Annotated in this window: 27 protein-coding genes; 15 read left to right on the forward strand and 12 right to left on the reverse strand. The window is 44.0% G+C overall.

The features are described from left to right. The first annotated feature begins 128 nt into the window (after nt 1-128). The gene (locus BLL41_RS00545) at nt 129-1,262 is read left to right on the forward strand and encodes a DUF445 domain-containing protein (protein WP_071576403.1); all 1,134 of its coding nucleotides are present in this window, start codon (nt 129-131) and stop codon (nt 1,260-1,262) included. A gap of 92 nt (nt 1,263-1,354) precedes the next feature. Then, on the forward strand, nt 1,355-1,708 hold the full coding sequence (locus BLL41_RS00550; RefSeq protein ID WP_003224239.1) for a YlbF/YmcA family competence regulator: 354 nt from the start codon (nt 1,355-1,357) through the stop codon (nt 1,706-1,708). A 43-nt stretch (nt 1,709-1,751) separates the two neighbouring features. Here the strand turns inward: BLL41_RS00550 and BLL41_RS00555 are convergent, their stop codons facing one another. Next, nucleotides 1,752-2,825, reverse strand: coding sequence for a DNA alkylation repair protein (locus BLL41_RS00555; RefSeq protein WP_071576404.1), 1,074 nt, complete (start codon nt 2,823-2,825; stop codon nt 1,752-1,754). Between the two features lie 485 nt (nt 2,826-3,310). Between BLL41_RS00555 and BLL41_RS00560 the strand changes: the two genes are divergently transcribed. Together BLL41_RS00560 and BLL41_RS00565 are read left to right on the forward strand one after the other, a co-directional pair. Beyond that, a complete protein-coding gene (locus BLL41_RS00560; RefSeq protein ID WP_071576405.1) occupies nt 3,311-4,177 on the forward strand; it encodes a Cof-type HAD-IIB family hydrolase in 867 nt (288 codons plus the stop codon). Nucleotides 4,178-4,287: 110 nt separating this feature from the next. Then, nucleotides 4,288-5,793 (forward strand): coproporphyrinogen III oxidase, encoded by a 1,506-nt coding sequence (locus tag BLL41_RS00565; protein ID WP_071576406.1) that lies wholly within the window; start codon nt 4,288-4,290, stop codon nt 5,791-5,793. 17 nt (nt 5,794-5,810) lie between these two features. On the opposite strand, the gene khtU is transcribed toward BLL41_RS00565, so the two are convergent. The 3 genes from khtU to BLL41_RS00580 form a co-directional block, all read right to left on the reverse strand. Then, entirely contained in the window at nt 5,811-7,028 is a 1,218-nt protein-coding gene (gene khtU / locus BLL41_RS00570) for a K(+)/H(+) antiporter subunit KhtU (protein ID WP_071576407.1), read from the reverse strand. A 6-nt stretch (nt 7,029-7,034) separates the two neighbouring features. Further along, nucleotides 7,035-7,532, reverse strand: coding sequence for a K(+)/H(+) antiporter subunit KhtT (khtT, locus tag BLL41_RS00575; RefSeq protein ID WP_071576408.1), 498 nt, complete (start codon nt 7,530-7,532; stop codon nt 7,035-7,037). 63 nt (nt 7,533-7,595) lie between these two features. Continuing rightward, nucleotides 7,596-7,934, reverse strand: a complete 339-nt coding sequence (locus BLL41_RS00580; RefSeq protein ID WP_083427887.1) for a hypothetical protein — start codon at nt 7,932-7,934, stop codon at nt 7,596-7,598. Between the two features lie 165 nt (nt 7,935-8,099). Here BLL41_RS00580 and BLL41_RS00585 point away from each other — a divergent pair, with 165 nt between their 5' ends. Beyond that, complete coding sequence (locus BLL41_RS00585; RefSeq protein WP_071576410.1) at nt 8,100-8,867, forward strand: enoyl-CoA hydratase; 768 nt, start codon at nt 8,100-8,102, stop codon at nt 8,865-8,867. Between the two features lie 20 nt (nt 8,868-8,887). Here the strand turns inward: BLL41_RS00585 and BLL41_RS00590 are convergent, their stop codons facing one another. After that, nucleotides 8,888-9,073 (reverse strand): YhzD family protein, encoded by a 186-nt coding sequence (locus BLL41_RS00590; RefSeq protein WP_014663389.1) that lies wholly within the window; start codon nt 9,071-9,073, stop codon nt 8,888-8,890. A 127-nt stretch (nt 9,074-9,200) separates the two neighbouring features. Here BLL41_RS00590 and BLL41_RS00595 point away from each other — a divergent pair, with 127 nt between their 5' ends. From BLL41_RS00595 to yhaL, 6 genes are all read left to right on the forward strand, one after another. After that, entirely contained in the window at nt 9,201-10,097 is an 897-nt protein-coding gene (locus tag BLL41_RS00595; protein ID WP_071576411.1) for an ABC transporter ATP-binding protein, read from the forward strand. Continuing rightward, nucleotides 10,090-11,349 (forward strand): ABC transporter permease, encoded by a 1,260-nt coding sequence (locus tag BLL41_RS00600; protein WP_071576412.1) that lies wholly within the window; start codon nt 10,090-10,092, stop codon nt 11,347-11,349. The genes BLL41_RS00595 and BLL41_RS00600 overlap by 8 nt, the downstream gene beginning before the upstream one ends. A gap of 106 nt (nt 11,350-11,455) precedes the next feature. After that, nucleotides 11,456-12,682, forward strand: a complete 1,227-nt coding sequence (locus BLL41_RS00605) for a metallophosphoesterase family protein (RefSeq protein WP_071576413.1) — start codon at nt 11,456-11,458, stop codon at nt 12,680-12,682. Nucleotides 12,683-12,686: 4 nt separating this feature from the next. Next, entirely contained in the window at nt 12,687-15,575 is a 2,889-nt protein-coding gene (gene sbcE, locus BLL41_RS00610) for a DNA repair/recombination ATPase SbcE (protein ID WP_083427922.1), read from the forward strand. A 73-nt stretch (nt 15,576-15,648) separates the two neighbouring features. Continuing rightward, nucleotides 15,649-16,593 (forward strand): 3'-5' exoribonuclease YhaM, encoded by a 945-nt coding sequence (yhaM, locus tag BLL41_RS00615; protein ID WP_003245698.1) that lies wholly within the window; start codon nt 15,649-15,651, stop codon nt 16,591-16,593. A 124-nt stretch (nt 16,594-16,717) separates the two neighbouring features. Continuing rightward, on the forward strand, nt 16,718-16,930 hold the full coding sequence (yhaL, locus tag BLL41_RS00620) for a sporulation protein YhaL (protein WP_003233252.1): 213 nt from the start codon (nt 16,718-16,720) through the stop codon (nt 16,928-16,930). 40 nt (nt 16,931-16,970) lie between these two features. Here yhaL and prsA read toward each other — a convergent pair whose 3' ends face one another. Beyond that, nucleotides 16,971-17,849, reverse strand: a complete 879-nt coding sequence (gene prsA, locus BLL41_RS00625) for a peptidylprolyl isomerase PrsA (protein WP_014476317.1) — start codon at nt 17,847-17,849, stop codon at nt 16,971-16,973. 159 nt (nt 17,850-18,008) lie between these two features. On the opposite strand from prsA, the gene yhzE1 reads away from it, so the two are divergent. Together yhzE1 and yhzE2 are read left to right on the forward strand one after the other, a co-directional pair. Further along, complete coding sequence (gene yhzE1, locus BLL41_RS00630; RefSeq protein ID WP_003327753.1) at nt 18,009-18,095, forward strand: sporulation protein YhzE1; 87 nt, start codon at nt 18,009-18,011, stop codon at nt 18,093-18,095. A 124-nt stretch (nt 18,096-18,219) separates the two neighbouring features. Beyond that, complete coding sequence (gene yhzE2, locus BLL41_RS00635) at nt 18,220-18,306, forward strand: sporulation protein YhzE2 (protein ID WP_003155248.1); 87 nt, start codon at nt 18,220-18,222, stop codon at nt 18,304-18,306. Nucleotides 18,307-18,356: 50 nt separating this feature from the next. Here the strand turns inward: yhzE2 and BLL41_RS00640 are convergent, their stop codons facing one another. Then, nucleotides 18,357-18,539: a hypothetical protein gene (locus BLL41_RS00640; protein ID WP_024571667.1), complete on the reverse strand. Its 183-nt coding sequence runs from the start codon at nt 18,537-18,539 to the stop codon at nt 18,357-18,359. Nucleotides 18,540-18,646: 107 nt separating this feature from the next. Further along, entirely contained in the window at nt 18,647-19,165 is a 519-nt protein-coding gene (locus BLL41_RS00645) for a DUF3267 domain-containing protein (protein ID WP_040083567.1), read from the reverse strand. Between the two features lie 207 nt (nt 19,166-19,372). Here BLL41_RS00645 and BLL41_RS00650 point away from each other — a divergent pair, with 207 nt between their 5' ends. After that, nucleotides 19,373-19,714: a YhaI family protein gene (locus tag BLL41_RS00650; RefSeq protein ID WP_071576414.1), complete on the forward strand. Its 342-nt coding sequence runs from the start codon at nt 19,373-19,375 to the stop codon at nt 19,712-19,714. On the opposite strand, the gene BLL41_RS00655 is transcribed toward BLL41_RS00650, so the two are convergent. Both BLL41_RS00655 and BLL41_RS00660 read right to left on the reverse strand, forming a co-directional pair. Continuing rightward, nucleotides 19,711-20,322, reverse strand: coding sequence for an HTH-type transcriptional regulator Hpr (locus tag BLL41_RS00655; RefSeq protein ID WP_003239501.1), 612 nt, complete (start codon nt 20,320-20,322; stop codon nt 19,711-19,713). The two genes, BLL41_RS00650 and BLL41_RS00655, sit on opposite strands and share 4 nt — an antisense overlap. A gap of 178 nt (nt 20,323-20,500) precedes the next feature. Continuing rightward, nucleotides 20,501-20,857: a YtxH domain-containing protein gene (locus tag BLL41_RS00660; RefSeq protein WP_040083814.1), complete on the reverse strand. Its 357-nt coding sequence runs from the start codon at nt 20,855-20,857 to the stop codon at nt 20,501-20,503. Between the two features lie 129 nt (nt 20,858-20,986). On the opposite strand from BLL41_RS00660, the gene yhzF reads away from it, so the two are divergent. Further along, nucleotides 20,987-21,178, forward strand: a complete 192-nt coding sequence (gene yhzF / locus BLL41_RS00665; RefSeq protein ID WP_014663400.1) for a membrane protein YhzF — start codon at nt 20,987-20,989, stop codon at nt 21,176-21,178. A 74-nt stretch (nt 21,179-21,252) separates the two neighbouring features. Here the strand turns inward: yhzF and trpP are convergent, their stop codons facing one another. Both trpP and serC read right to left on the reverse strand, forming a co-directional pair. Then, a complete protein-coding gene (gene trpP / locus BLL41_RS00670) occupies nt 21,253-21,771 on the reverse strand; it encodes a tryptophan transporter TrpP (protein ID WP_071576415.1) in 519 nt (172 codons plus the stop codon). Between the two features lie 124 nt (nt 21,772-21,895). Continuing rightward, the gene (gene serC, locus BLL41_RS00675; protein WP_071576416.1) at nt 21,896-22,975 is read right to left on the reverse strand and encodes a 3-phosphoserine/phosphohydroxythreonine transaminase; all 1,080 of its coding nucleotides are present in this window, start codon (nt 22,973-22,975) and stop codon (nt 21,896-21,898) included. Nucleotides 22,976-23,031 lie beyond the last annotated feature (56 nt).

Below are 23,031 nucleotides of genomic sequence, written 5' to 3' on the forward strand. Positions count from 1 at the left end.
AGCTGATTTTCTGAGAACTGGAATTTGTCTCCTCGTTTGCTAAGTGGTTGCTTCAGCCTCTATAATACGTATAGGTACATAGTCTATATGAAAAAAGCTGAAGCACAGATGGAGGAAGATGAATAGGAATGGGTATTGCAGGAACCTTTATTTTTATGATCGTGATCGGCGCTGCCATTGGAGCGGTGACCAATCATTTAGCAATTCAAATGCTGTTTAGGCCATATAAAGCGTACTATTTGTTTGGGAAACGAGTTCCTTTTACGCCCGGGCTGATTCCGAGACGGCGGGATGAACTTGCAAAACAAATGGGACTGGTGGTGGTCAATCATCTTTTAACCCCTGAAGGCATTAAAAAGCGGCTCGTCTCTGATGCAGCTAAAACGCAGGCTCTTCGATTGGGGGAACAGCTGATTCAAAAGCTGTCACTTTCTGAGGTGACAGTAAAAGAAGCGCTTGAAAAAGCCGGGGTGAAGCGTCCTGATGAAGCGGCAGATGCATGGATCAGCAGCTGGACGGATGATAAGCTGAATGAGCTTTTCCGCCGATACGGGAATCAATCGTTAAAAGAGCTGGTGCCTTTAGAGGTGCAGGAAAAGCTTGAGGAAAAGATTCCGATGATTTCAGAATATATATTGTCACGGAGTGTCCGTTATTTTGAAAGTGATGAAGGGAAAATCCGGCTCGGCAATATGATTGATGACTTTTTAAAGGAGCGCGGCATGCTTGGAAGCATGGTGCAAATGTTTCTCGGCAATTCAAGCTTGGCGGATCGCGTGCTGCCGGAGCTGCTAAAATTTTTGCGGAATGAGGAAACAAATAAACTGCTTTCTGATCTCTTAAAAAACGAATGGGGCAAGCTGAGAGAGTATACGTTTAATGAAGCAGACGAAAAATGGAATGCAAAGGCGCTCATTTTCAGCTTGAAACGAAGAGTGCTGCAAGCATTTTCGACTGCCGCTTTCTTTGACAATACGATTGGCGCGCTTGCCGTCCGTTATGAATCTGAGCTGACTCAGCACATGCTGCCGGCACTGTTAGACAAATTGCTTGAAGGGGTTTCGTCCAACCTTGAAAGTGTCTTTAAACGGTTGCGTCTTGAGGAAATCGTCAAGGAGCAGGTGGATCAGTTCCCGGTGGAGCGTCTTGAAGAAATGGTGCTGTCTATTTCAAAAAAAGAATTTAAAATGATTACCTATTTGGGAGGCCTCCTCGGCGGAATGATAGGCGCGGTTCAAGCACTGTTTGTCATCCTTTTTTAAGAAGAAATGGTCTTTGATTAATGAAAGGAGTTCCATAGTCTGTTATAGTGGAGTGGTATGTCAAACGGCAATGATGAAAGGAGCTATTTACAATGGCTGTTAATTTTTATGATGTAGCGTATGATCTGGAAAATGCTTTACGCGGGAGCGAAGAGTTCACCCGTTTAAAAAACCTTTACGACGAAGTGAACGCAGACGAATCAGCGAAACGCATGTTTGAAAACTTCCGTGATGTGCAGCTTAGACTCCAGCAAAAACAAATGGCAGGGGAAGAAATTACACAAGAAGAAGTGACACAGGCTCAAAAAACAGTTGCGCTTGTACAGCAGCACGAAAAAATTTCTCAGCTGATGGAAGCGGAGCAGCGCATGAGCATGCTGATCGGTGAATTGAACAAAATCATTATGAAGCCTTTAGAAGAGCTTTACGGCAGTGTTGAAGGCTAATCAGTAAAATCCCTTCTTGGAAAAGAAGGGATTTTTTATTCATTCAGCCAACTTGGAAATCCAATGAATCTTTCACCTCTCCATTGATGATCACTGATAATGTATGAATTCCTTTGTAATGCTTTCTGGTAGTCAGATCCTTGAAGGATTGGATTCTTGTGTATGACTTCGTTTCGTTTTTTCTTATATTTGTTTCTGTTATTTTAAATACTTTCTGATGACGCTGGCCTCTTGCTTTTACAAAATCAATTGCGTACTCAATTCTTACTTTTTGATCCCTGTCTGAATGAATATAGAAAGAAAATTCAATGCTTTCGCCAATAGCTACCCGACTGGGCTGACATGTTAAATCATGTAGTTGTATCGAATCAGCATTTTCATAACCAAAAAGCGCTAAGGCCTGTTTATCACCCTTTTTTAATAAGGTCCGATAGGCGTGTTTGATAATCCAATCTGTATGGGGATGTGTTCCATACCATTGATCCGCGACTTTTTGCAGCAAATGAGGATGTGTTTTTGATATATCATTAAGATTGTTGGCCACGCTTTTTCTTACATATAAGGACTCGTCCTGCATCAGCTTCTCAAGGATCGGCAATACGAGAGAAGGGTCCGATTTCAAAGCCGGTATCGATTTTCCCCATGGCAGGCGGGGCCTGCTTCCTTCGCTCGCAAGTCTTCTCACGTGTTCATTTTCATGCTCAGACCATGTACGCAATTGTGCAATCATTTTTTCTTGATCTAATAGCAAAAAAGGCCTTACAGCGAATTCTGAGGTCGAATATTGCGTAAAGTATTCCAATGCCTTTATTGATTCTTCCCAATGCGCCAACCCGTACTGTTCCACATAATCAGGGAATAAAATTCCGCTGAGTCCTTTAAAATGAGGAGCTGTCTCCCGTAAAATGGCCAGAGCTTCAACGTATTGTTTTGGCAAAGTTTCGTATAAAGAAACTGTCATGCGGCGCATCCGCTCTTTTAAAGTGAGTTCAGGCCAGGTTTCGAGCTGTAACGTATCCTTGAATTTGTCTTTGTTAAAGTCAGGATAGGATGACCTTACATGGTGGATCAATCGAGTTAACAGTTCTTCATTAAATATTTCTTTTAAATCAGCCATATAAACACCGCTTTTTCGTTTAGTATTTATATTGTACGGGAATGTATGTTCCTAATCAAGTGATGAAATCCAATAATTAACAACGAATCCTACCAGGGATATACAAAAGCTGATTACTTTTTTTAGTTAAAAAAACCCTTGTCATCGGCAAGGAAAACTGAGATAATAGCATTGAAAGCGCCTACACTTACCTATTTCAAATGGATACGGTCGCATATCATGCCGTTATATAGAGGGGATAAGCAACAGAGAGTAAGTGTTCGGAGCGCATCATTGGTCAAAAAAGGGGTTCCTGATACATGATTTTTCGTAAATCGAAATAACGATATTAGGGAGAATGGCTGCTTCGATCGTATCCTATCAACAAGCCATACATAAAGTCTGCTGAGCCAGGCTTTTTTTGCTTTAAGAAAAGGTTGTTCTAAACACAGAGACAGGGTCATATCCTATACACAAGTACAGTCATCAAGGAGGGGGACATCTCTGTGTCAAAACAATTGCTTGCCTTAAATATAGATGGAGCGCTGCTTCGGTCGAACGGGAAGATTCATCAGGCAACGAAAGACGCCATTGAATATGTAAAGAAAAAAGGGATTTACGTCACACTCGTGACCAACCGCCACTTTCGTTCAGCACAGAAAATAGCGAAATCGCTAAAGCTTGATGCCAAGCTGATCACCCATAGCGGGGCATATATTGCTGAGAAAATAGACACCCCGTTTTTTGAAAAAAGAATTTCTGATGACCATACCTTTAACATTGTTCAAGTGCTGGAGAGCTATCAATGCAATATTCGGCTTCTTCACGAAAAGTATTCCATTGGAAACAAGAAAAAGGTGAATTCGAATTTATTGGGGAAAGCGCTCATTCATCCGTCTGACCCGATCTTTTATCCAGTCCAGTTCGTTGAATCATTAAGCGATCTCCTCATGGATGAGCCAGTGAGTGCACCCGTCATCGAGGTGTACACAGAGCACGACATTCAGCATGACATTACAGAAACGATTACAAAAGCCTTCCCTGCGGTGGACGTGATTCGCGTAAACGATGAGAAGCTGAATATCGTCCCGAAAGGTGTCTCGAAGGAAGCGGGTCTGGCACTCGTCGCTTCAGAACTGGGCCTGAATATGGATGATGTCGTGGCCATTGGGCATCAGTATGACGATATGCCGATGATCGAACTTGCCGGTCTTGGGGTAGCGATGGGGAATGCCGTTCCGGAATTGAAGAGAAAGGCAGATTGGGTCACAAGGTCCAATGACGAGCAAGGTGTCGCTTACATGATGAAGGAATATTTCCGAATGCAGCAGCGAAAAGGATTTCTTGATAAGTTCCACATGAAACGTGTGTAAAAAGCCGCTCGCGCCCTGACAGGCGCGGCGGCTTTTTTGCCGGATTGATTTTAGCGGTTTATTTCTGTACACTAAAGAAAGTTTTGAATCTGATAAATTAGGTGATGAAGTTGCAAATAAAAATAGAAGGCATACATGATGACCGCCTGCATCGCCCTCTGCAAAATATTGCAAATTTGTTTTATGAAGAGTGCGAGCTTGTGTATAGCGGAGAGGAGCCCGCAGATGTTGTCATTTCTTTAGCGTTGTCACAAACGGATGAGCATGTGACGGTTTCGGGAGAAGTGAAGGGAACTGGCATAAAGGAACAGCATACAAAATCCTTTTCTCCAGGCTTGAATGAAAAAGAAGCTTTTAAGCAAGTGAAAAACACAATGTCTTATGTGTATCTCAATCTTCTTCAGGCGCATACGGGCATTACGCAGAAGTGGGGAATCCTCACAGGAATCCGGCCTACAAAGCTGCTTCATAAAAAGCTGCAAAGCGGAATACCCAAGGAGCAAGCGCATGCTGAATTGAAAAAAGACTATTTAATTCACGATGAAAAAATCAAGCTCATGCAGGAAATTGTTGACCGTCAGCTGGCGGCAGTTCCGGATTTGTACCGAGTAAAGGATGAAGTCAGCATTTATATCGGCATTCCGTTCTGCCCGACAAAATGTGCGTATTGCACATTCCCTGCGTACGCTATCCAAGGACAGGCGGGCAGAGTCGGATCATTCCTTTGGGGACTGCATTTCGAAATGCAGAAAATCGGTGAATGGCTGAAGGAGCATGATGTTAAGGTGACAACCATTTACTTTGGCGGCGGGACGCCGACAAGCATTACAGCGGAGGAGATGGATCTGCTATATGAAGAAATGGTCCGCTCCTTCCCGGATGTGAAAAACATTCGTGAGATTACGGTGGAGGCCGGTCGTCCTGACACGATTACAGAAGAAAAACTCGCCGTTTTAAACAAATATGACATTGATCGGATCAGCATCAATCCGCAATCCTATGAAAACGAAACGCTAAAGGCGATCGGGCGGCACCATACGGTTGAAGAGACCATTGAGAAATATCATCTGTCACGCCAGCACGGCATGAATAATATCAACATGGACTTGATTATTGGTTTGCCTGGGGAAGGCGTGAAGGAGTTCAGGCACAGTCTTTCAGAAACAGAAAAGCTGATGCCGGAATCCCTTACCGTTCATACTCTTTCATTTAAACGGGCGTCAGAAATGACGAGAAACAAGCATAAGTACAAAGTTGCCGGCAGGGAAGAGGTTTCTCAAATGATGGAAGACGCGGTAGCCTGGACGAAAGAGCATGGGTACGCGCCTTATTATTTATACCGCCAGAAAAACATTCTTGGAAACCTTGAAAACGTCGGATACTCTTTGCCGGGACAAGAAAGCATCTACAACATTATGATTATGGAAGAGGTGCAGACGATTATCGGCATCGGCTGCGGCGCTGCCAGTAAATTTATTGATCGGGATACAGGGAAAATCACGCATTTTGCGAATCCGAAAGATCCAAAATCGTACAATGAGCGCTTCGAGCACTACACGGACGAAAAAATCAAATATTTAGAGCAGATTTTTGAGAAAACGACAAAGCAGCACTGATCACAGTGCTGCTTTTTTTATCCCTGTTTTTTTGCGGGCTGAACATCAGGCTTCCATTTAAATACCTTGTTCAGCAAGCGGTAAATTCGTTTTGATTCCTTTGTTACAAGCGGTCCCAAAATCGCCAGAATGAGGACATATAATGCGGCAAACGGCTTTAATGTGGCTGACAGTCCGCCGGCTATTCCGAGATTCGCAACGATAATCGAAAATTCTCCCCGCGATACGATCGTCAGCCCGATATTCGATGAAGCCTTATGAGAAAGCCCTGCGCGTCGTCCTGCCACCATTCCGGCGATAAAATTTCCCAGAATGGTCAAAATCACTGCACCCAACGCTAGCCAAACCGCTTCACCGAGCGAAAACGGATCGATGCTGAGGCCGAAGCTGAAAAAGAACATCGCACCGAAGAAGTCACGAAACGGAACGACAAGGTGCTCAATCCTATCGGAATGCTCTGTTTCTGAAAAGACCAAACCGAGCAGCAGCGCGCCGATGGCTTCCGCTACATGGATCGTCTCTGAAAACCCGGCGATAAAAAAGAGCGCTGCGAAAATGACAATAATAAACACTTCATTTGAGCGAATGTCCAATAGTTTGTTCAACAGCGGCGGGAGTTTTCTGGCTGCGATAAAAAACAGCAGCATATAACCGAAGGCGATCAAAATGGACAAGAGCGCACTTCCTGCGGATGTCGCATCACCTAGCACAAGGCCGGAAACAACGGACAGATATACGGCAAGGAAGATATCTTCAAACATAATGATGCCGAGAATCAGTTCGGTTTCGGGATTGGCGGTTCTTTTTAAATCAACGAGCACTTTTGCGACAATCGCACTTGACGAGATTGTGATGACGCCTGCGAGGACGAGGACTTCCAGAAAGGAAAACCCGGTGATAAACCCGTAAAGCAGCCCGAGGGTGAAGTTAATCAAGATATAAATCGTTCCGCCCACCGCGATTGATTTTCCTGATTTGATTAATTTCCCAACGGAGAATTCGAGTCCGAGATAGAAGAGGAGGAACAGTACGCCCATTCGCCCGAAAAACTCGATGATTTCACTGCTTTCAATAAATGTAAGATCAATAATCCCCATTTTCGGCGCGTGCGGTCCAACCAGCATGCCCAGCACAATCAGAAATGGAATAATTGAAAATTTAATTTTGTTGGCGATCACGCTGGCGATTGCCACAAGCACAAGTGCAGTTCCGACTTCAAATACAAGATGGTCCATCGGCGCTCACACGCCCTCTCCAGAAAGAAAATCGTGAATCAGCTTCTTCAGATGCTTTCTCTCACCTGAGAGGACAAGGGTGTCATTTTCTTCAATAATCGAATCGGCTCCGGGATTTAGGAGCTTTTCCTGATTGTGTTTGATGATGGCAATCACAGTGACATCGTAGTTCTGGCGGACATCAAGCTCTCCGAGTGTGCGCCCGATCGATTTGGCGCCTTTTTCGACCTTAAACCATTCAATAATAAGATCGCTGAAGGCCATTTCGATGGACTCCAGAGCTTGCGGTTTATAGACCATGCCTCCGAGAATAGCTGCAATTTGCCTTGCCTCAGAATCATCCAATGAAATATTTGAAAGGAGTTCATCCGGATCTCGGTCATTAAACCGGTAAATTTCCCTTCTTCCGTCATCATGAATGATAATCGTCATTTTTTCGCGGCTTCTCGTTTCGATTTCAAACTTTTTGCCGATGCCCGGCAGATCGTTTTCTTTAATATTCAATGAAAATCCCTCCGAATGTAGTGTTGGCAATATGGGGTGAGTTACAAATAAAACTTGAGAAAATTATATTCGGAGGTAATTAGACTGGTATTTGACAGGGGCGGCACAAGCCTTTTCCAGCCTGTTTATCAGCGGTTCGTCAAGGGGCTTGACAGAGAGCTGCCTGATAGAGTGCGCCAGCGGGCTGTACGCGTTGATCAGCTCAGCAGGCTGCATGCTGCCCGGCGACGGTGTTTTTGCCGATTGTGTTTCCTGCGGATATGAGGACATAGGCACATAGCTGTCAGTGCTTGCTTCAAGCTGGGAAGGCAGCACCACGTCCGAAGGGGGAAAGTACACCATAAATAAACTTAACAGAAAACTGATCAGCAATTTATCCATGTTTCTTTCCTCCTTTCTCATCAAGATATCCCTTCTTTTTCACTATATAAAACTTTATGTGTTCATTCAAACAATATGCATTTTTTCAGTATCTATTGACCTTGAAAAATATGAAGGTTTATTTGGGGATGACGGGGAATGTATAGGAGAAAGAAAAAAGAAAGCGTATACATGGAGGTGCTTCATATGGAGTTTATTCAATATGAATGTGATGGGGCTGTTGCAGAGATTATCCTGAATCGCCCTGACGCCCATCACGCCCTGAATGAACAGATGCTGTCTGAATTGAAGGAGGCGGTCGAAATGGCGTCTGCAAGCGAAGCGCTCATCGTTCTCCTGAGAGGAAGCGGGAAAGGCTTTTCCGCGGGCGGTGATATCAGGATGATGACGTCAGAGCATGAACCTGATCAATTTAAACGACTGATGGATACGATTGAGGCTGTCACCCTGAATTTATACCAGATGAAGAAAGTGACAATTGCAGCCATTCACGGTGCTGCTGCGGGATTGGGTCTGAGTTTGGCGCTTTGTGCGGACATTGTGCTCGCTGAAAAAAACGCCGTTCTCGCGATGAATTTTATTGGCATTGGGCTTGTTCCGGACGGCGGCGGACATTATTTACTGAAGAAAAGAATCGGCGAAGCAAAAGCGAAAAAGCTGATTTGGAGCGGGGAAAAACTATCTGCCTCGGAAGCTGCCGATATGGGGCTTCTAGATGGAACATTTACCGGAGATCCTGCCGAAGGTGCAAGACCCTTTATCGAAACCCTGTTGGCCTCACCTCTTTTGGCGATGATCGAAACGAAAGCCATCTTTCAAAGCCTCCATCTTGAAGAACTGAAAAAGGTGCTTTCTCTTGAGCGCAACGCCCAAGAGAAAATGAGAATGACCAAGGATCATCAAGAAGGGATCCGTGCCTTTTTAGAGAAACGGGAACCAAAGTTTCAAGCGTAACAGATCAGCCGGAAAGCTGATCATCTGTGAAACAAAATCAGCTTTCCGGCTGCATTGACTAAACGATGAGTATGACTGTGAAGCTCTTTTTCTTTTAAGATGACTTCACCATGCGTTTTTGCCGCTTCTTCATTTTCCGCTTCGAATCGTTCGTTTACCAGTGTGTTCCCCGAAGGATCAAAAACGGTTAGGAAATAATCAGCCATCTGGTTTCTCCTCCATTTTCAAGATTTATCAGTCTTTCTTCATTTATATTCTAACCAGGAAATGAAAATCCTCTATTATGTTTCATCCAAAATTAGTATATAATGGGTCAGGGAAGGAGGAGATTCGGTGCTTACAATTGATCACGTAACGAAGACATTCGGAAATTACAAAGCTGTTGACGGATTGGACTTAGATATTCCGGAACAGCAAATGTTCGGTCTGTTAGGCGCAAACGGAGCGGGAAAAACGACGACGTTTCGCATGATCCTAGGATTATTAAGCATTACGGAGGGCTCAATCAGCTGGAAGGGCCGTCCTGTGAATTATCATATCAGCAACAAAATCGGTTATTTGCCGGAAGAGCGGGGTCTTTATCCGAAAATGAAGGTAAAGGATCAGCTTGTCTATCTCGCCAGATTAAAAGGGATGGAGAAGCGGGAGGCTGTAAAAGAGCTCGGGACATGGCTTGAACGCTTCAATATTACAGATTACGAGAATAAGAAGGTGGAAGAGCTTTCAAAGGGGAATCAGCAAAAAATCCAATTCATTTCGGCAGTTTTGCATAAGCCGGAGCTGCTGATTCTTGATGAACCTTTCAGCGGCCTGGACCCTGTCAATGTTGAGCTGTTAAAAGAGGCTGTGATCTCGCTGAAAAACAGCGGCGTTTCTATTTTATTTTCAAGCCATCGGATGGAACATGTGGAGGAGCTTTGTGAGAACCTTTGCATATTGCAGAAAGGAAGACCGGTCGTGCAAGGCAAGCTGAAGGAGATAAAGCGTTCCTTCGGCAAAAAGAATGTGACCATTCACTCCGATGACGATCTGCGCTTTTTGCAGTCACATGAGGGTATTCTTCAATGGAAGGAAACGGCCGACGGCGTCAAGCTGCAGATCGCCAATGAAGACATCTCTCAAGAGATTTTTGCGATGCTTCAGGGAAAAGGGTTTATCAGAAAGTTTGAGCTTGAAGAGCCGTCACTGCATGATATTTTTATAGAAAAGGTGGGGGCCGTCTATGAATAAATTTTGGATCATGCTCTCTCATACATACAAAAATAAGATTATGGCAAAATCCTTTATTATTTCGACTGTCATCACGGTGCTGCTTGTTTTAGCTGTAACGAATCTGGAGTCGATCATTTCTTTGTTTCAAGGTGACGATGCGAAAGAAAAAATCGCTGTTGTTGATGAAACAAACGAATTATATCTGGTTTTTTCAAAGCAGCTGAAAGCGGTGGATAGAGACGGCGATCTTGAGGTGAAGCTGTCGAAGCAATCGGAGGATGTGGTGACAAAGCAAGTCAAAGATGAAGCGTTCGATGGCATGCTCATCATCAAACGAGATGAAAAAGGGACCATTTCAGGAACATATAAAGCATTAACGATTTCTGATGAAAGCACGTATCAAACGCTGCAGCAGGCGCTGACGCAAACCAAAACGGCTGTCGGAACGGCCGAGCTCGGCGTGTCGCAGGAAACGATCAGCAGCCTTTATGCGCCCGTTACTGTGGGGCAGCAGGCGCTGAAAGAAGGAGCGAAGTCTGAGGAAGAGCTTGGCCAGACGGTAGGGCTTGTTTACATTATGCTGTTTGTCATTTATTTTTCAGTGATTATGTATGCCAGCATGATTGCGATGGAGGTCGCAACTGAAAAGTCTTCACGCGTCATGGAAATCCTGATCTCAAGCATGCCGCCGATCCAGCAAATGTTTGCAAAGCTGCTTGGCATCGGGCTTGTCGGGATCACACAGCTTGCTATCATTATCGGAGCCGGCTCTCTGTCTCTTAAGCTGAACCAAAAGAGCGAAACGGCATCATCTGTCGGCGGATTCCTTAATCTGACCGACGTATCGGCAACGACTGTCATCTATGCTGTCATTTTCTTTTTGCTCGGATACTTTTTATACGCGACACTCGCCGCGTTTCTCGGCAGCGTTGTCAGCAGAATAGAAGACGTGCAGCAAACGATCACGCCGATGACGCTTTTGGTTGTCGCCGGTTTTATGATCGCGATGTTCGGATTGAATGCGCCTGATGCAGGATTTATTACGGTAACTTCGTTTATTCCGTTCTTTACGCCAATGATTATGTTCTTGCGCGTCGGCATGCTTGATATTCCATTCTGGCAGGCGGCAGCCGGAATCGGAATCACACTGCTCACCATTGTCATACTGGCTGTTATCGGCGCCAGAATTTATAAAGGTGGTGTATTGATTTACAGCAATTCAAGCGCGTTCAAAGCGATCAAACAAGCGCTTCGTTTAGCGAAAAACTGATTGGAAAACAGCCTGGGGATTCTCAGGCTGTTTCTTTATTGACAGAACGTGCATTCGTAAGAATTCGGTGCTAAAATAAGGGTACTTCATCCTGGAAAGGAGCAGAATGTTGACTGATCTAACCTTTATTCATGCGGCAGATCTTCATCTCGACAGCCCGTTTTACGGGATATCGCATCTGCCGGAGCCGATTTTTGCCCGGATTAAAGAAAGCACGTTTGCAAGCGTGAGACATATAATAAACGCCGCGGAGAGAGAACACGTTGATTTCATTTTGCTGGCGGGGGATCTGTTTGACGAAGCAAATCGAAGCTTAAAGGCCCAGCTCTTTTTGAAAAAACAGTTTGAAAGACTCAGAGAGTGCGGAATTTCGGTGTACGTCATCTTTGGGAATCACGATCATCTCGGCGGGGAGTGGACGCCGATTGAATGGCCTGAGAATGTCCATATTTTTTCGTCCGCTGTTCCAGAAGAAAAATCGTTTTTTAAAGAAGGCAGGCGCATAGCGAGCATTTACGGCTTCAGCTATCAGGCCAGAGCCGTGACGGAAAACCAAGCCGCCCGCTATCGGAGATCAACTGACGCGCCGTTTCATATCGGTATGCTCCACGGCACGCTGTCAGGATCTGAAGGACATGATCCGTATTGCCCGTTTACACATGACGACCTCGTGAAAAGCGGGATGGATTATTGGGCGCTTGGCCATATACATAAACGCCAGGTTCTATCTGCCGAGCACCCGGCAGTCATTTACCCGGGAAACACACAAGCACGCCATATGAAGGAGACGGGAGATAAAGGCTATTATCTCGTTCATGTGACAAACGGAAATATATCTTATGAATTTCAGAGAGCTCATGATGTCCTGTGGGAAAAAGCGGCGGTTGACGTGACGGAGGCAAAGAATATGACCGTTCTCTTCCAAATGGTGGAGAACACGTTTTCGAAGCTGCGAAAAAAGGGGAGCCCTGTTTGTGTAAGACTTGTTTTACAAGGAACTGCGCCAGAATGGCTGCTGAAGGCGCCAAAAGGCACCTTGGAAGAGTTTCTTGAAACGCTTCAGGAGCAAGAAGCGGAAGAGGAACTTTTCGTTTGGCCTCTTGCATTGGATGATGAGACAGAAAACGAAGCTAACGTAACAAACCTTGATCCTTTTTTTGGCGGTTTATTTGAAGACATAGATCGCAGTGATCTGTCAGACGTGCTGGAAGGGCTTGAGCGGCATCCAGTGTATAGAAGGCACGCAGACCGGTTTAGCCAAGAGGAGGTAAAGGAAATAAAAGAACAGGCACAGATTTTATTGAAAAAGCAGCTTAAGGTGCTTGAACCATGAGGCGGTGACAGCTTTGCGAATTATATCTTTACATATCTACCAATATGGAAAATTTTCTAATCGGACCTTTCGCTTTTCCGCCTCTCCTGTCCAAGTTATCTACGGATTAAATGAGGCAGGAAAAACGACGATGATGTCATTTATTGAAAGCATGCTGTTCGGTTTTCCGAAAACGAAAAAATATGAACCGAAATCAGGCGGTGTCTACGGTGGTGTTCTTGAAGCTGAACATCCTGAGTATGGGGTGCTGAAGATCGAACGGACGAAAGGGACTGCCGAAAAGCTAAGAGTGTATACAGAAAAGGGCGAAGTAAAGCAGGGAGATGTTTTAAAACGCCTGTTCCAGGGCACAGACAGGTCGTTGTACAAAGCTATATATTCGTTTGATGTATTCGGGTTGCAGGAAATTCATGCCTTTAACCGGGACAAGATAGGGGAATTTTTGTTGTTTTCCAGCTTGTTTGGTGCTGAAGCCGTATCAAAGCTTGATTCAAGGCTGACGAAGGAAAGCGAAAGGCTCTATAAACCAAATGGGCGAAACCCTCAATTGAATCAGGAGCTGGAAACGCTTAAGCAGCTGGCAGTGAAGCTAAAACAGGCTGAAGCAGAGGAAGCGGGCTATCATCAGCTTCTCGAGGAAAAACGAACGCTTGAAACCCGCCTTGCAGCCGCGGAAACCGAATTGAAAGAGACGGCAGGACATATCCGAATGATTGAGGGAGCGATTGAGCGAAAGCCGCTGCTAAATGAAAAAGCGACACTTGAACAGGTGATTGCAGAATTTCCGGAACATGCAGGACAATTTCCTGCTGACGGACTGCATCAGCTGGAAAAGTATGAATCCCATCTTCACCCGAAATCAGCACAGCTTGAGGCGCTTCGGGTGAAGATGGCGGGGTTGGACAAACAGAGGCAAAAGCTTATCCCCGATAAAGAACTATTGGTAAAAGAAACGCTGATACAAGAGCTTTCGGCAGCGTTTCATATGTACCAATCCTGGGGAGAACAGCTGGCAGCCATTCAGGCACAGCTGCGCCAGACGTCTGCGCAGACAGCGGCAGGGCTGGAACAGCTCAATAAAGCGGATGAAAATGAGCTCCTGAATATGAACACCTCATATGATTACGAATGGCAGCTTCAGCAAGCGGTGCAGCAATATGTACAGGCAAGAGACAGAAAACGGCAGCTTGACGAGACGTTTGAACTTGCCCGGAAAGAGCTGGAAGACGCTGAAAAGGCCGTTCATGCCGCTTCGTCCGCGATTCTTGAAAACAGCCAAAGAAAAGATAAAGAAGCAACTCTTAGAGCATATGATGAAGCACAGGGGCAGCACCAAGAGCAAGCGAAGCTCAGAGAACAGCTGAAGTTTTTTGAAAGACAGCAGGCTAAACAGAAAAAGATTGTCATTGCAGCTGGTATGTTGTTCATCGTTCTCTTTTCTCTGCTGCAGCAATGGATTCCCGCAATAAGTTTCGGCGCTGCGCTGATTGTGTATTGGCTTGTATCAGGAAAAAAAACATCTTCTCGAAACAGCCGGGAGACAAGACAGCCAATGACGGATATTTCACCAGCAGAAGCTGAAAAGCTGAGAGAAGCGTTATGGGAGGACGACCGCAATAAGCAGCATCTTCTCACGCAGCGAGCAGCGCTCCAGCAAAAAGAGGCGGCGTATGAAAGGGTCATCCAGCAGTTTGAACAGTGGGAAGCCGATATGGCCCCGTCCTTTACACAGATCGAGCGTTTTATGAATGAGCTCGGATTTAACGAAGACCCATCGTTTTTGCTTGATGCATACAGCTTAATGAAGGATGTCAAAAAAGAAGTGAAGAAAAAACATGAGCTGACCATTGAAGCAGGCAGGCTGAAAAAGCACCGGAGAACATTCGAAGAACGCGTCAGCATGCTACATCCTCATAGTCAGGACATCTCCATCTCGGACGCCCTTCACACTTTGCGAAAAAACATTGAACGTGAAAAAGAAATCGAGAAGCAAAAAAAGGAAATTGAAACAGATATTCATTATACAAAGGAACAGATGCTTGAGCTTGAGCAAGAAATACAGTATTTTCACGTACAGATCGAACAGTTATTTGCCAAGGCAGCTGTAAAAGACAGAGATGCGTTTTTTGCCATAGCCGGCATCAACAGGCAATTGAAGGATACGGAGAACAAGCTTCATCACGTAAACGCACAGCTTCAAGGCGGGCACCCAGAGGAGCTTGAACTGGCGGATTCCAATACGCTTTCTGAATTGAAAAACAAGCAATTCGTCGAGAATGAAAGAAAAGAGCGGCTGACTGAGGAGATCGAGCGGCTCCGCAGCCAAATCGCACTGCTCTCCGTCAGACAGGAACAATTAGAGGCTTCAGGATTGGTCTCAGACCTCAAGCTTCAAACCGAAATGCAAAAAGAACGTGTGAAAGAAACTGCTAAAAAATGGGCCTCCATACAAATGGTCAAACAGGTGATCAAAAACAAATTGGAGCGGCATAAAAAGGTTGAGCTTCCGCGCCTTCTGGAGACGGCAGGAGAATTCTTCCGCCCCCTGACTGACGGAAACTACCAAACCATTTATTTTTCCGAAACGGATGATTCGATCATGGTTATGCATCGCGATGGAACTGTCTATCATGCGGAAGAGCTGTCACAAGGGACGTGTGAACAGCTGTATACAGCGATCCGATTTGCTCTGGCTGTTACGCGCCAGGGTGGGTCAAAGCTTCCGTTTCAGCTTGACGACAGCTTTGTTCATTTTGATCATGAAAGGCTGAAACGTGTATTACATGTTCTGTATGATTTAACCGAAGGCGGAAGGCAGATTTTGTATTTTACATGCCATGACCATGTGAAAGATGCATTTCATAGCAGCCAAATTATCCATTTGGTGTCATAAAAGAGGTTCTATAGCTGAAAATCGGTATGTGATATACTGGTATTATGTAAGATACGGAGGGAGCTTTAATAGAATGGCTAAAGGGATTATGCTACATGAGGTTGGCGAACAGGTGGACCAGTATCTATTGATTAAATCCTCGACGAAAGGGATTGCAAGCAATGGAAAACCGTTTTTGACGCTGATGCTGCAAGACCAGTCAGGCGATATTGAAGCAAAGCTGTGGGATGCCAAGCAAAGTGATGAAGTGACCTATGCGCCGCAAACGATTGTCAAGGTCGTCGGCGATGTTCACCATTACCGCGGACGCACCCAGCTGAAGCTAAGAAATATTAGACCGGTAAGCGAGCAAGAAAACGTCAATATTGATGATTTTTTAGAAACCGCGCCGATTCCGAAAAATGAAATGATGGATACCATCACTCAATATATATTTGAAATGAAAAATCCGAATATCCAGCGAATCACAAGGTTTTTAGTGAAAAAACATGAAGCTGAATTTATGGATTATCCGGCGGCTACGAAAAACCACCATGAGTTTGTCTCAGGTTTGGCGTATCATGTTGTCTCTATGCTGAACCTGGCGAAAGCAATAGCAGATTTATATCCGTCTCTTGATCGTGATCTGCTTTATGCCGGGGTTATCCTGCATGATCTTGGAAAGGTGAAGGAGCTGTCCGGCCCTGTTTCCACTTCATACACGGTTGAAGGCAATTTGCTCGGCCATATTTCGATTATGGTGACAGAGCTTTCAAAAGCGGCTGAGGAGCTTCAAATCGATTCTGAAGAGGTGTTAATTCTTCAGCACTTGATTTTGAGTCACCATGGCAAAGCGGAATGGGGCAGCCCGAAACCGCCGATGGTGAAAGAAGCGGAAATTCTTCACTATATAGACAATCTGGATGCAAAAATGAATATGATGGACAGAGCGCTTGAGCGTGTGAAGCCGGGCGAGTATACTGAACGTGTATTTGCGCTGGAAAACCGTTCCTTTTATAAACCGACATTTCATAAATAACTTAAAAAGGACTGATGCTGACATATTCAGCTCAGTCCTTTTTGTTGCGTCTTTCCCGCACATAACTCGTCTCACTCCCGCATATGGTTAAGAATAAAGAATCTATGCAAAGGGGGAGGAGCCCGTGTTATTTTTTCCATGGTGGGTGTATCTTTGTATTGTAGGCATCATTTTCAGCGCATATAAACTTGTGGCGGCAGCCAAAGAGGAAGAAAAAGTAGACCAGGCTTTTATTGAAAAAGAAGGGCAGATTTATATGGAGAGGATGGAAAAGGAGCGAGAACGCCGCAGTTCTCAGCAGCATGAAGAAGAAAATCAAAACCATTCCATCGCATAAAAGAAGCTGTGCGGCTCAATGAGCCTGCACAGCTTTTTTATTACTTAGAACTGCTTGAAGATGAAGAAGTGCTGTTGCTTGTTGAAGATGTATTAAATGTGTCTTTCAGATCTTTATCTTTTACTTCGATATCAGCTTTCTTCATGACTTTTTGAACAGCTTCCTGAACAGCTGCGTTGTCATTTAGTTTTTGTTCAAGCACTTCAGATTTCAGTTCTTTTTTCATATCATCGTATTTGCCGCGTTCTTCTGTCTTTTTAATGATATGGTAGCCGTATTGTGTTTTGACAGGATCACTGACTTCACCTGTTTTTAATTTGAATGCAGCTTTGCTGAACGTTTCGTCCATTTGGCCTTCTTTTGCAAACCAGCCAAGATCCCCGCCTTTTGAAGCAGAGCTGTCTGTTGAGTATTCTTTCGCAAGATCTTCAAACTTCTCGCCTTTTTTAAGCTTTTTCTCTACTTCTTCAGCTGTCTTTTTATCAGCGACAAGGATGTGGCTTGCACGGATTTTACCTTTTAAGCCTTCCCAGTACTCTTTGATATCGGCGTCTGTTACTTTGATGTTATCTTTAGCCGCTTTTTGTGTGAGTAATTCATATTTTACTTGTTCTTTCAGGTAATCCTTGCCATATTGCTTTTCGAGGGCAGTATATTGATCCCCAAGCTGCGTTTTGTATTCTTTCAGCTTGTTATCAATTTCTTTATCCGAAACTTTATACTTCTTGTCCAACACTTTTTCTTGCACCAGCTGTGTCAGGACGCTTGCGCCAGCAGTTTTCTTCATGTTTGTGTAAAGCTCGCCTTTTGTTACATCGCCTGCGTCTGTTTTTGCGATGACTTCTTTGTCGCCGCTGCTGCAAGCACTGAGAGCGAGGATGCTTGTAGCAGTGATAGCTGCTATTGCGATTTTCTTCATGGTTTTCAAACACTCCTAATCATTCCAAATTAAATTACCTATGCGTATCATAACATATTGTGGCTTTCTGTAAAAAGATTTTAAATAAAGGGCATTCGTCTAGTCAAACTTTTGCTGATGACATACTTATATATTGATCAAGAAAAGGAGGTATGTAACATGAGCGGAGGATACTCTAACGGATTCGCGTTGCTCGTAGTACTGTTCATTTTGCTTATCATCGTAGGTGCAGCTTACATCTACTAAGCAGCCCGAGGATCGCTTGCAACATAAGCGATCCTTTATTTTCACTAGCGCCTAATCGTTTCAAACATGAATTGCATAACATGTAATTGGTAAATAAAGCTTTTTACAGGAGGTGCTTTTTAAGATGGGTGAAGTTTTTGCAGGCGGATTCGCTTTATTGGTTGTGTTATTTATTTTATTGATTATCATCGGCGCTTCTTGGCTGTACTAATCAACATAAAAAAGCATAGCTGCTCAATCGCAGCTATGCTTTCTTTCGTTTTACACTGTAAAGGAGATCTCCACAAACGAAGAGATCAGTAAAATTAATATAGATACATTAATAAATCGGAATACCTTATCTTGCCGCTCTTCAGGAATCTCTCTGACAAGGCATAATGTATTGGTGAGCCTGTTTATGAAATATAAAATAAACACGGCAGCCACGATAAAATAGAATAAAATGATGGGAGATTCCCCCTCTCTCTGAACTGTCCCATATTACATTACCAAATATTTATTAAAAAAGATAGAATGCAAATTGAAAAATCGCTGCCACCACCAGAGGATAGCTACTTTTCAACAAGAATATCCAAGCCGTCTGCTTCCTGATCAATAAAAGCGGTTTTCGGCGCTTTTATCAGCTTGAGGGCCAGCAGGAAGTCAGGCAGACAGTAGCCGGCGTGAATGCCTGAGATCATGCAGAAATAATGAGCGTGATTCGGAAACGCCAGTGCGGCGTAAAACAATACCGGTGTAATCAGCAAGAACGGGCTTACCAGTGAAATCAGCATTGTTGTTTTTGGTATTCGTTTCCATGTGCGCATGCGCAATATGTAAAACTTTTTTTCTATTTTTCTTTTTTTGCAGATGATTGGCAGGACATGGATGACTTTATGTACAAATAAAATAACGACGAGCAAACCGCCGAATAAAGGTACATATTCATCGCTTAAGCTTGTGCCAGGCCGCAGCAGCTCAAAAGCTAAAAAGGTAGAGATAAAAACCAAAATCATAAAACATACAGCAGTTAATATTATGCGAACGGCGCCATAATCCTTCATGAGATTTATGGTCTTCCAGCAATTCATCAAAGTCATCCTTCCATACATCTTGAGTAGAATCTCAAAATAATTTACTCCTCCCATGAGAAAAAATCAATGCTTTTTTAAGAAAAAATATCATCCGGCAGGTATTTTTTTGAAACAAGCAAACAAACTGCGAAATATGGGGTTAGAACTTTCTTCTCAGTGAATTATCAGCTAAAATAAGATTAAAGATAGAAAGAAGTGGTGTGGATGGATTCGATGGGTCATCGCATTGAGCGATTAGAATATTACATACAATTATTAGTGAAAACAGTGGATATGGACAGGTACCCCTTCTATGCGCTTCTCATTGATAAAGGGCTGAGCAAGGAAGAAGGGGAAGAGGTTATGAGGATATGCGATGAATTGTCGGAAGAACTGGCAACACAAAAAGCGCAAGGATTTGTAACCTTTGATAAGCTCCTCGCGCTTTTTGCCGGACAGCTGAATGAAAAGTTAGATGTTCATGAAACGATTTTTGCCCTGTACGAGCAGGGGCTTTACCAAGAGCTGATGGAAGTCTTTATCGACATCATGAAGCATTTTGATTAACTGTTTACAGGTTCGAGCTCTTCTGCCGGTTCATCCGCCGCACTGTCCTTTGCTTTTTTCTTCAGTTTTCCGTTTACGCTTTCAAAGTCATTGTCAATGTTGGTAAGTGACGTTTCGAAAATTTCCATAAAATCATCGCCGTAGATATGGCGTATCATACACATCATTTCTGCCACTTCAGGAAATTTTCCGAATAAATGGTACAGAGGCTGTGACCCTTTAAAAACAGCGTTGCGTGTCGGATCAAATTCCTCAAGCAAGCTCCAGAATACCTCGGTGCCTTCCTCAGTCAATTGGACGTATGTGTTCCGTTTATCATTCAGCCGTTTGGAGAATCTTAAATATCCCCGTTCTTCCAGCTTTTTTGAAAAGTTGAATGCGGTTGATACGTGCATGACCCCGAATTTCGCGATTTCAGAAATGGAAGCTCCATTCAATTGATACGCAATCCATAAAATATGATGCTCATTAATATTCAGGTCATACGGTTTGAGCCATTGCTGCCAATCCTTCTCGATCGATTTCCAAAGAGCCTTGCTAAGCTGAGCCATTTTCTGGGTGAAGACCAGAGCTTCTTTCACATCATAGGGCGGTTCCACTCGATTCATTACGTCACCTGCTTCTCTTTTTCTTTTTCTCTATTATGCCAATAAAATAAAGATTAATAAAGATGAAAATGTAAGAATTTTTTAATAAATTCACAAACCATTGCGGCGGAAGGGTTTATCGGCCTTAAAAAAATACGGGTCCAATTTCGGCCCGCATTTTTTTCTTTTGAATAGGATATTAGTTTTGTAAGGTTTTCTCCAGCTGTCTGATTTTCTCTTCAATATCAGCAATTTCTTTTTGCAGATCCTGCTGGTGAGGCTTGATCTCTTCCTGCCATTTTTTAATTGACGTTTGGAGCTCGCCGCCTACGTCTTTAATAACATCTGTGCTTTCTTTTGCCGCCTTGATCAGCTGGTCTTTTAACGCAAGCCCGTCTGATTTTAAGCGTTTAATCGTTTCTTCTAAAGAATCATAATTGGTTTTCATTTTTTCACGCAGCTGCTTTCCTGAGGAAGGTGCAGTAAGAAGAACCGCTGCTCCTCCGATGATGCCGCCTACGAATAGTCCTGTTAATAGAGAACGTCCGCTCGCCATTACAATCACCCCGTCTTTTTCTTCAAAATAAGATTTCATTCAGCATTTTTCATTTTTGTTGAAAGCCTGAACTTCTATACATAGCTTGCTTTATTTTAGCATATTTTTAAGTGAAAAGGAGGGAGAAGGTTGTCTGTCTTTTTGATTGTGTTATCCTGCATCACCCTTGCCTTCGCTACAGGCGCTGTTTACTATATCAGACTTCTCAGCCAGGCTGCTTCTTATCCGCCCAAGAAGGTTATCCGGCAGAAAGCGCTTGTTTGTTCAACCGGAACCGCCTTTACACTATGTCTTATCTTTTTCACAAAACTCCTCGCTTAAAACATGCTGACATGCTGCGGGCGCTCTGTTTTAAAAAAACCTCTCCCGGAAGCGGAAGAGGTTTTGTGTGACAATTATTTAGCAGCTTCCACAAAGCTCGAACGTCTTAAAATGGTTTGCACAATCGGATAAATAATGATCATTGAGATTGTATTCAGCACAGCAGCCGGCAGAACAACAGCTGCGAACAATGCGGCGAAACCGCCAGGCAAACCGACGATCAATAAAGCTGAAGATAGAAACACAATTCCCGATAAGATGGTCCCGATTACTGTCAGCACTGCGGCTGCACCTGTTTTCCGGCTCTTTCTGAACAAGAGAAACAGGGAGAAGAACAGAAACGCTGATACGGGTTTGTCGATGATGTTAGGGATCTGTCCGGCTGGAAATGCGGTTGTAAGCGCGGAAATGATTCCGGTCACGATCCCGATGACGAGTACATTTTGCACCCGCGGGAACAGCAGAATGCCCATGAACATCATGATCAGCATCATATCTGGTTTCATGCCGCCTAAAAAGGGCGGAATAATGGAATGAAGCGCTGCGCCGATTGCGGCAAACAGGGCCATGATGACTAACTCTTTTGTTTTCATATCTATGCTCTCCTCTGCTAAGCTTTTGCCCTCCAATAATATGCTCATCATTTATTGCGAAGGCTTTATAAGAATGTGTTATGCAAACAGTATACCAAACGAACGGTTTGCATAGCCAGACTTTTTACTCATTTTCCTGCTGGAATTTCTTCATGAACGCCGCTAGTTTTTCACAGTCTTCGAGAGACACCGCGTTATAAATAGAAGCGCGGCAGCCTCCCACTGAACGGTGTCCGCCAAGGCCGACCATCTTCACACCTTTTGCTTTCTGAACGAATGTTTTCGTTAATTCGTCATCCCGAAGCGTGAAGGTCACATTCATGCGTGAGCGGCTGTCCTTTCTGGCATGTCCTTTATAGAATCCGTTGCTTTCATCAATACAGCTGTAGAGAACCTGCGCTTTTTGTTCATTGCGCTGTTCAGCGGCTTCTACACCGCCGTTTTCCTTTAGCCATTCCAGAACAAGGCTCAGCATATAAATCGCAAATGTCGGCGGAGTGTTGTAGAGTGAATCCGATTTGACATGCGTGGAATATTTCAGGATTTTTGGGACGTTCGCATTTTCATTTTGCAGCCAGCTTTTTTTCATGATAACTACAGTCACGCCGGAAGGGCCGAGGTTCTTTTGGGCGCCTCCGTAGATCACGTCAAATTTGGACACATCGATTTTTCTGCTCAAAATGTCGCTGGACATGTCGGCGACGAGCGGAATTGGAGAATTCGGGAACTCCTGCCACTGAGTGCCGAAAATTGTATTGTTGGAAGTGATGTGTAAATATGCGCCGTCTTTTACATCCGTAAGGTCAACCTCCGGAATATAGCTGTAATTGTCTGTTTCACTTGTAGCGGTAATAGAGGTGTTCCCGAACAGTTTCGTTTCTGCCAGTGCTTTTTCAGACCAAGCGCCTGTCATGACAAAATGAGCGGTTTTTTCAGGTGTTAAAAAGTTCATCGGAAGCATTGAGAATTGAAGGCTTGCCCCGCCTTGAAGAAACAAAATCTCGTAATCTTCCGGAATGCCCATCAGTTCGATTAAGAGGTTTTTCGCTTTTTGGTGCACCGCTTCATACTCTTTGCTGCGGTGGGAAAGCTCCATAACAGACATGCCGGATTCGTTAAAATCAATAAATTCTTTCTGTGCTTTTTGCAGAACTTCCAATGGCAGCGCTGCAGGACCTGCGTTAAAATTCGTTGTACGTTCCATCATGATCTCTCCCTGTTTTCCACGTTAATGTATAAAATAATACAATTATCCTATCA

The organism is Bacillus sp. FMQ74, from assembly GCF_001875785.1.
Classification (GTDB): Bacteria; Bacillota; Bacilli; order Bacillales; family Bacillaceae; genus Bacillus; species Bacillus stercoris.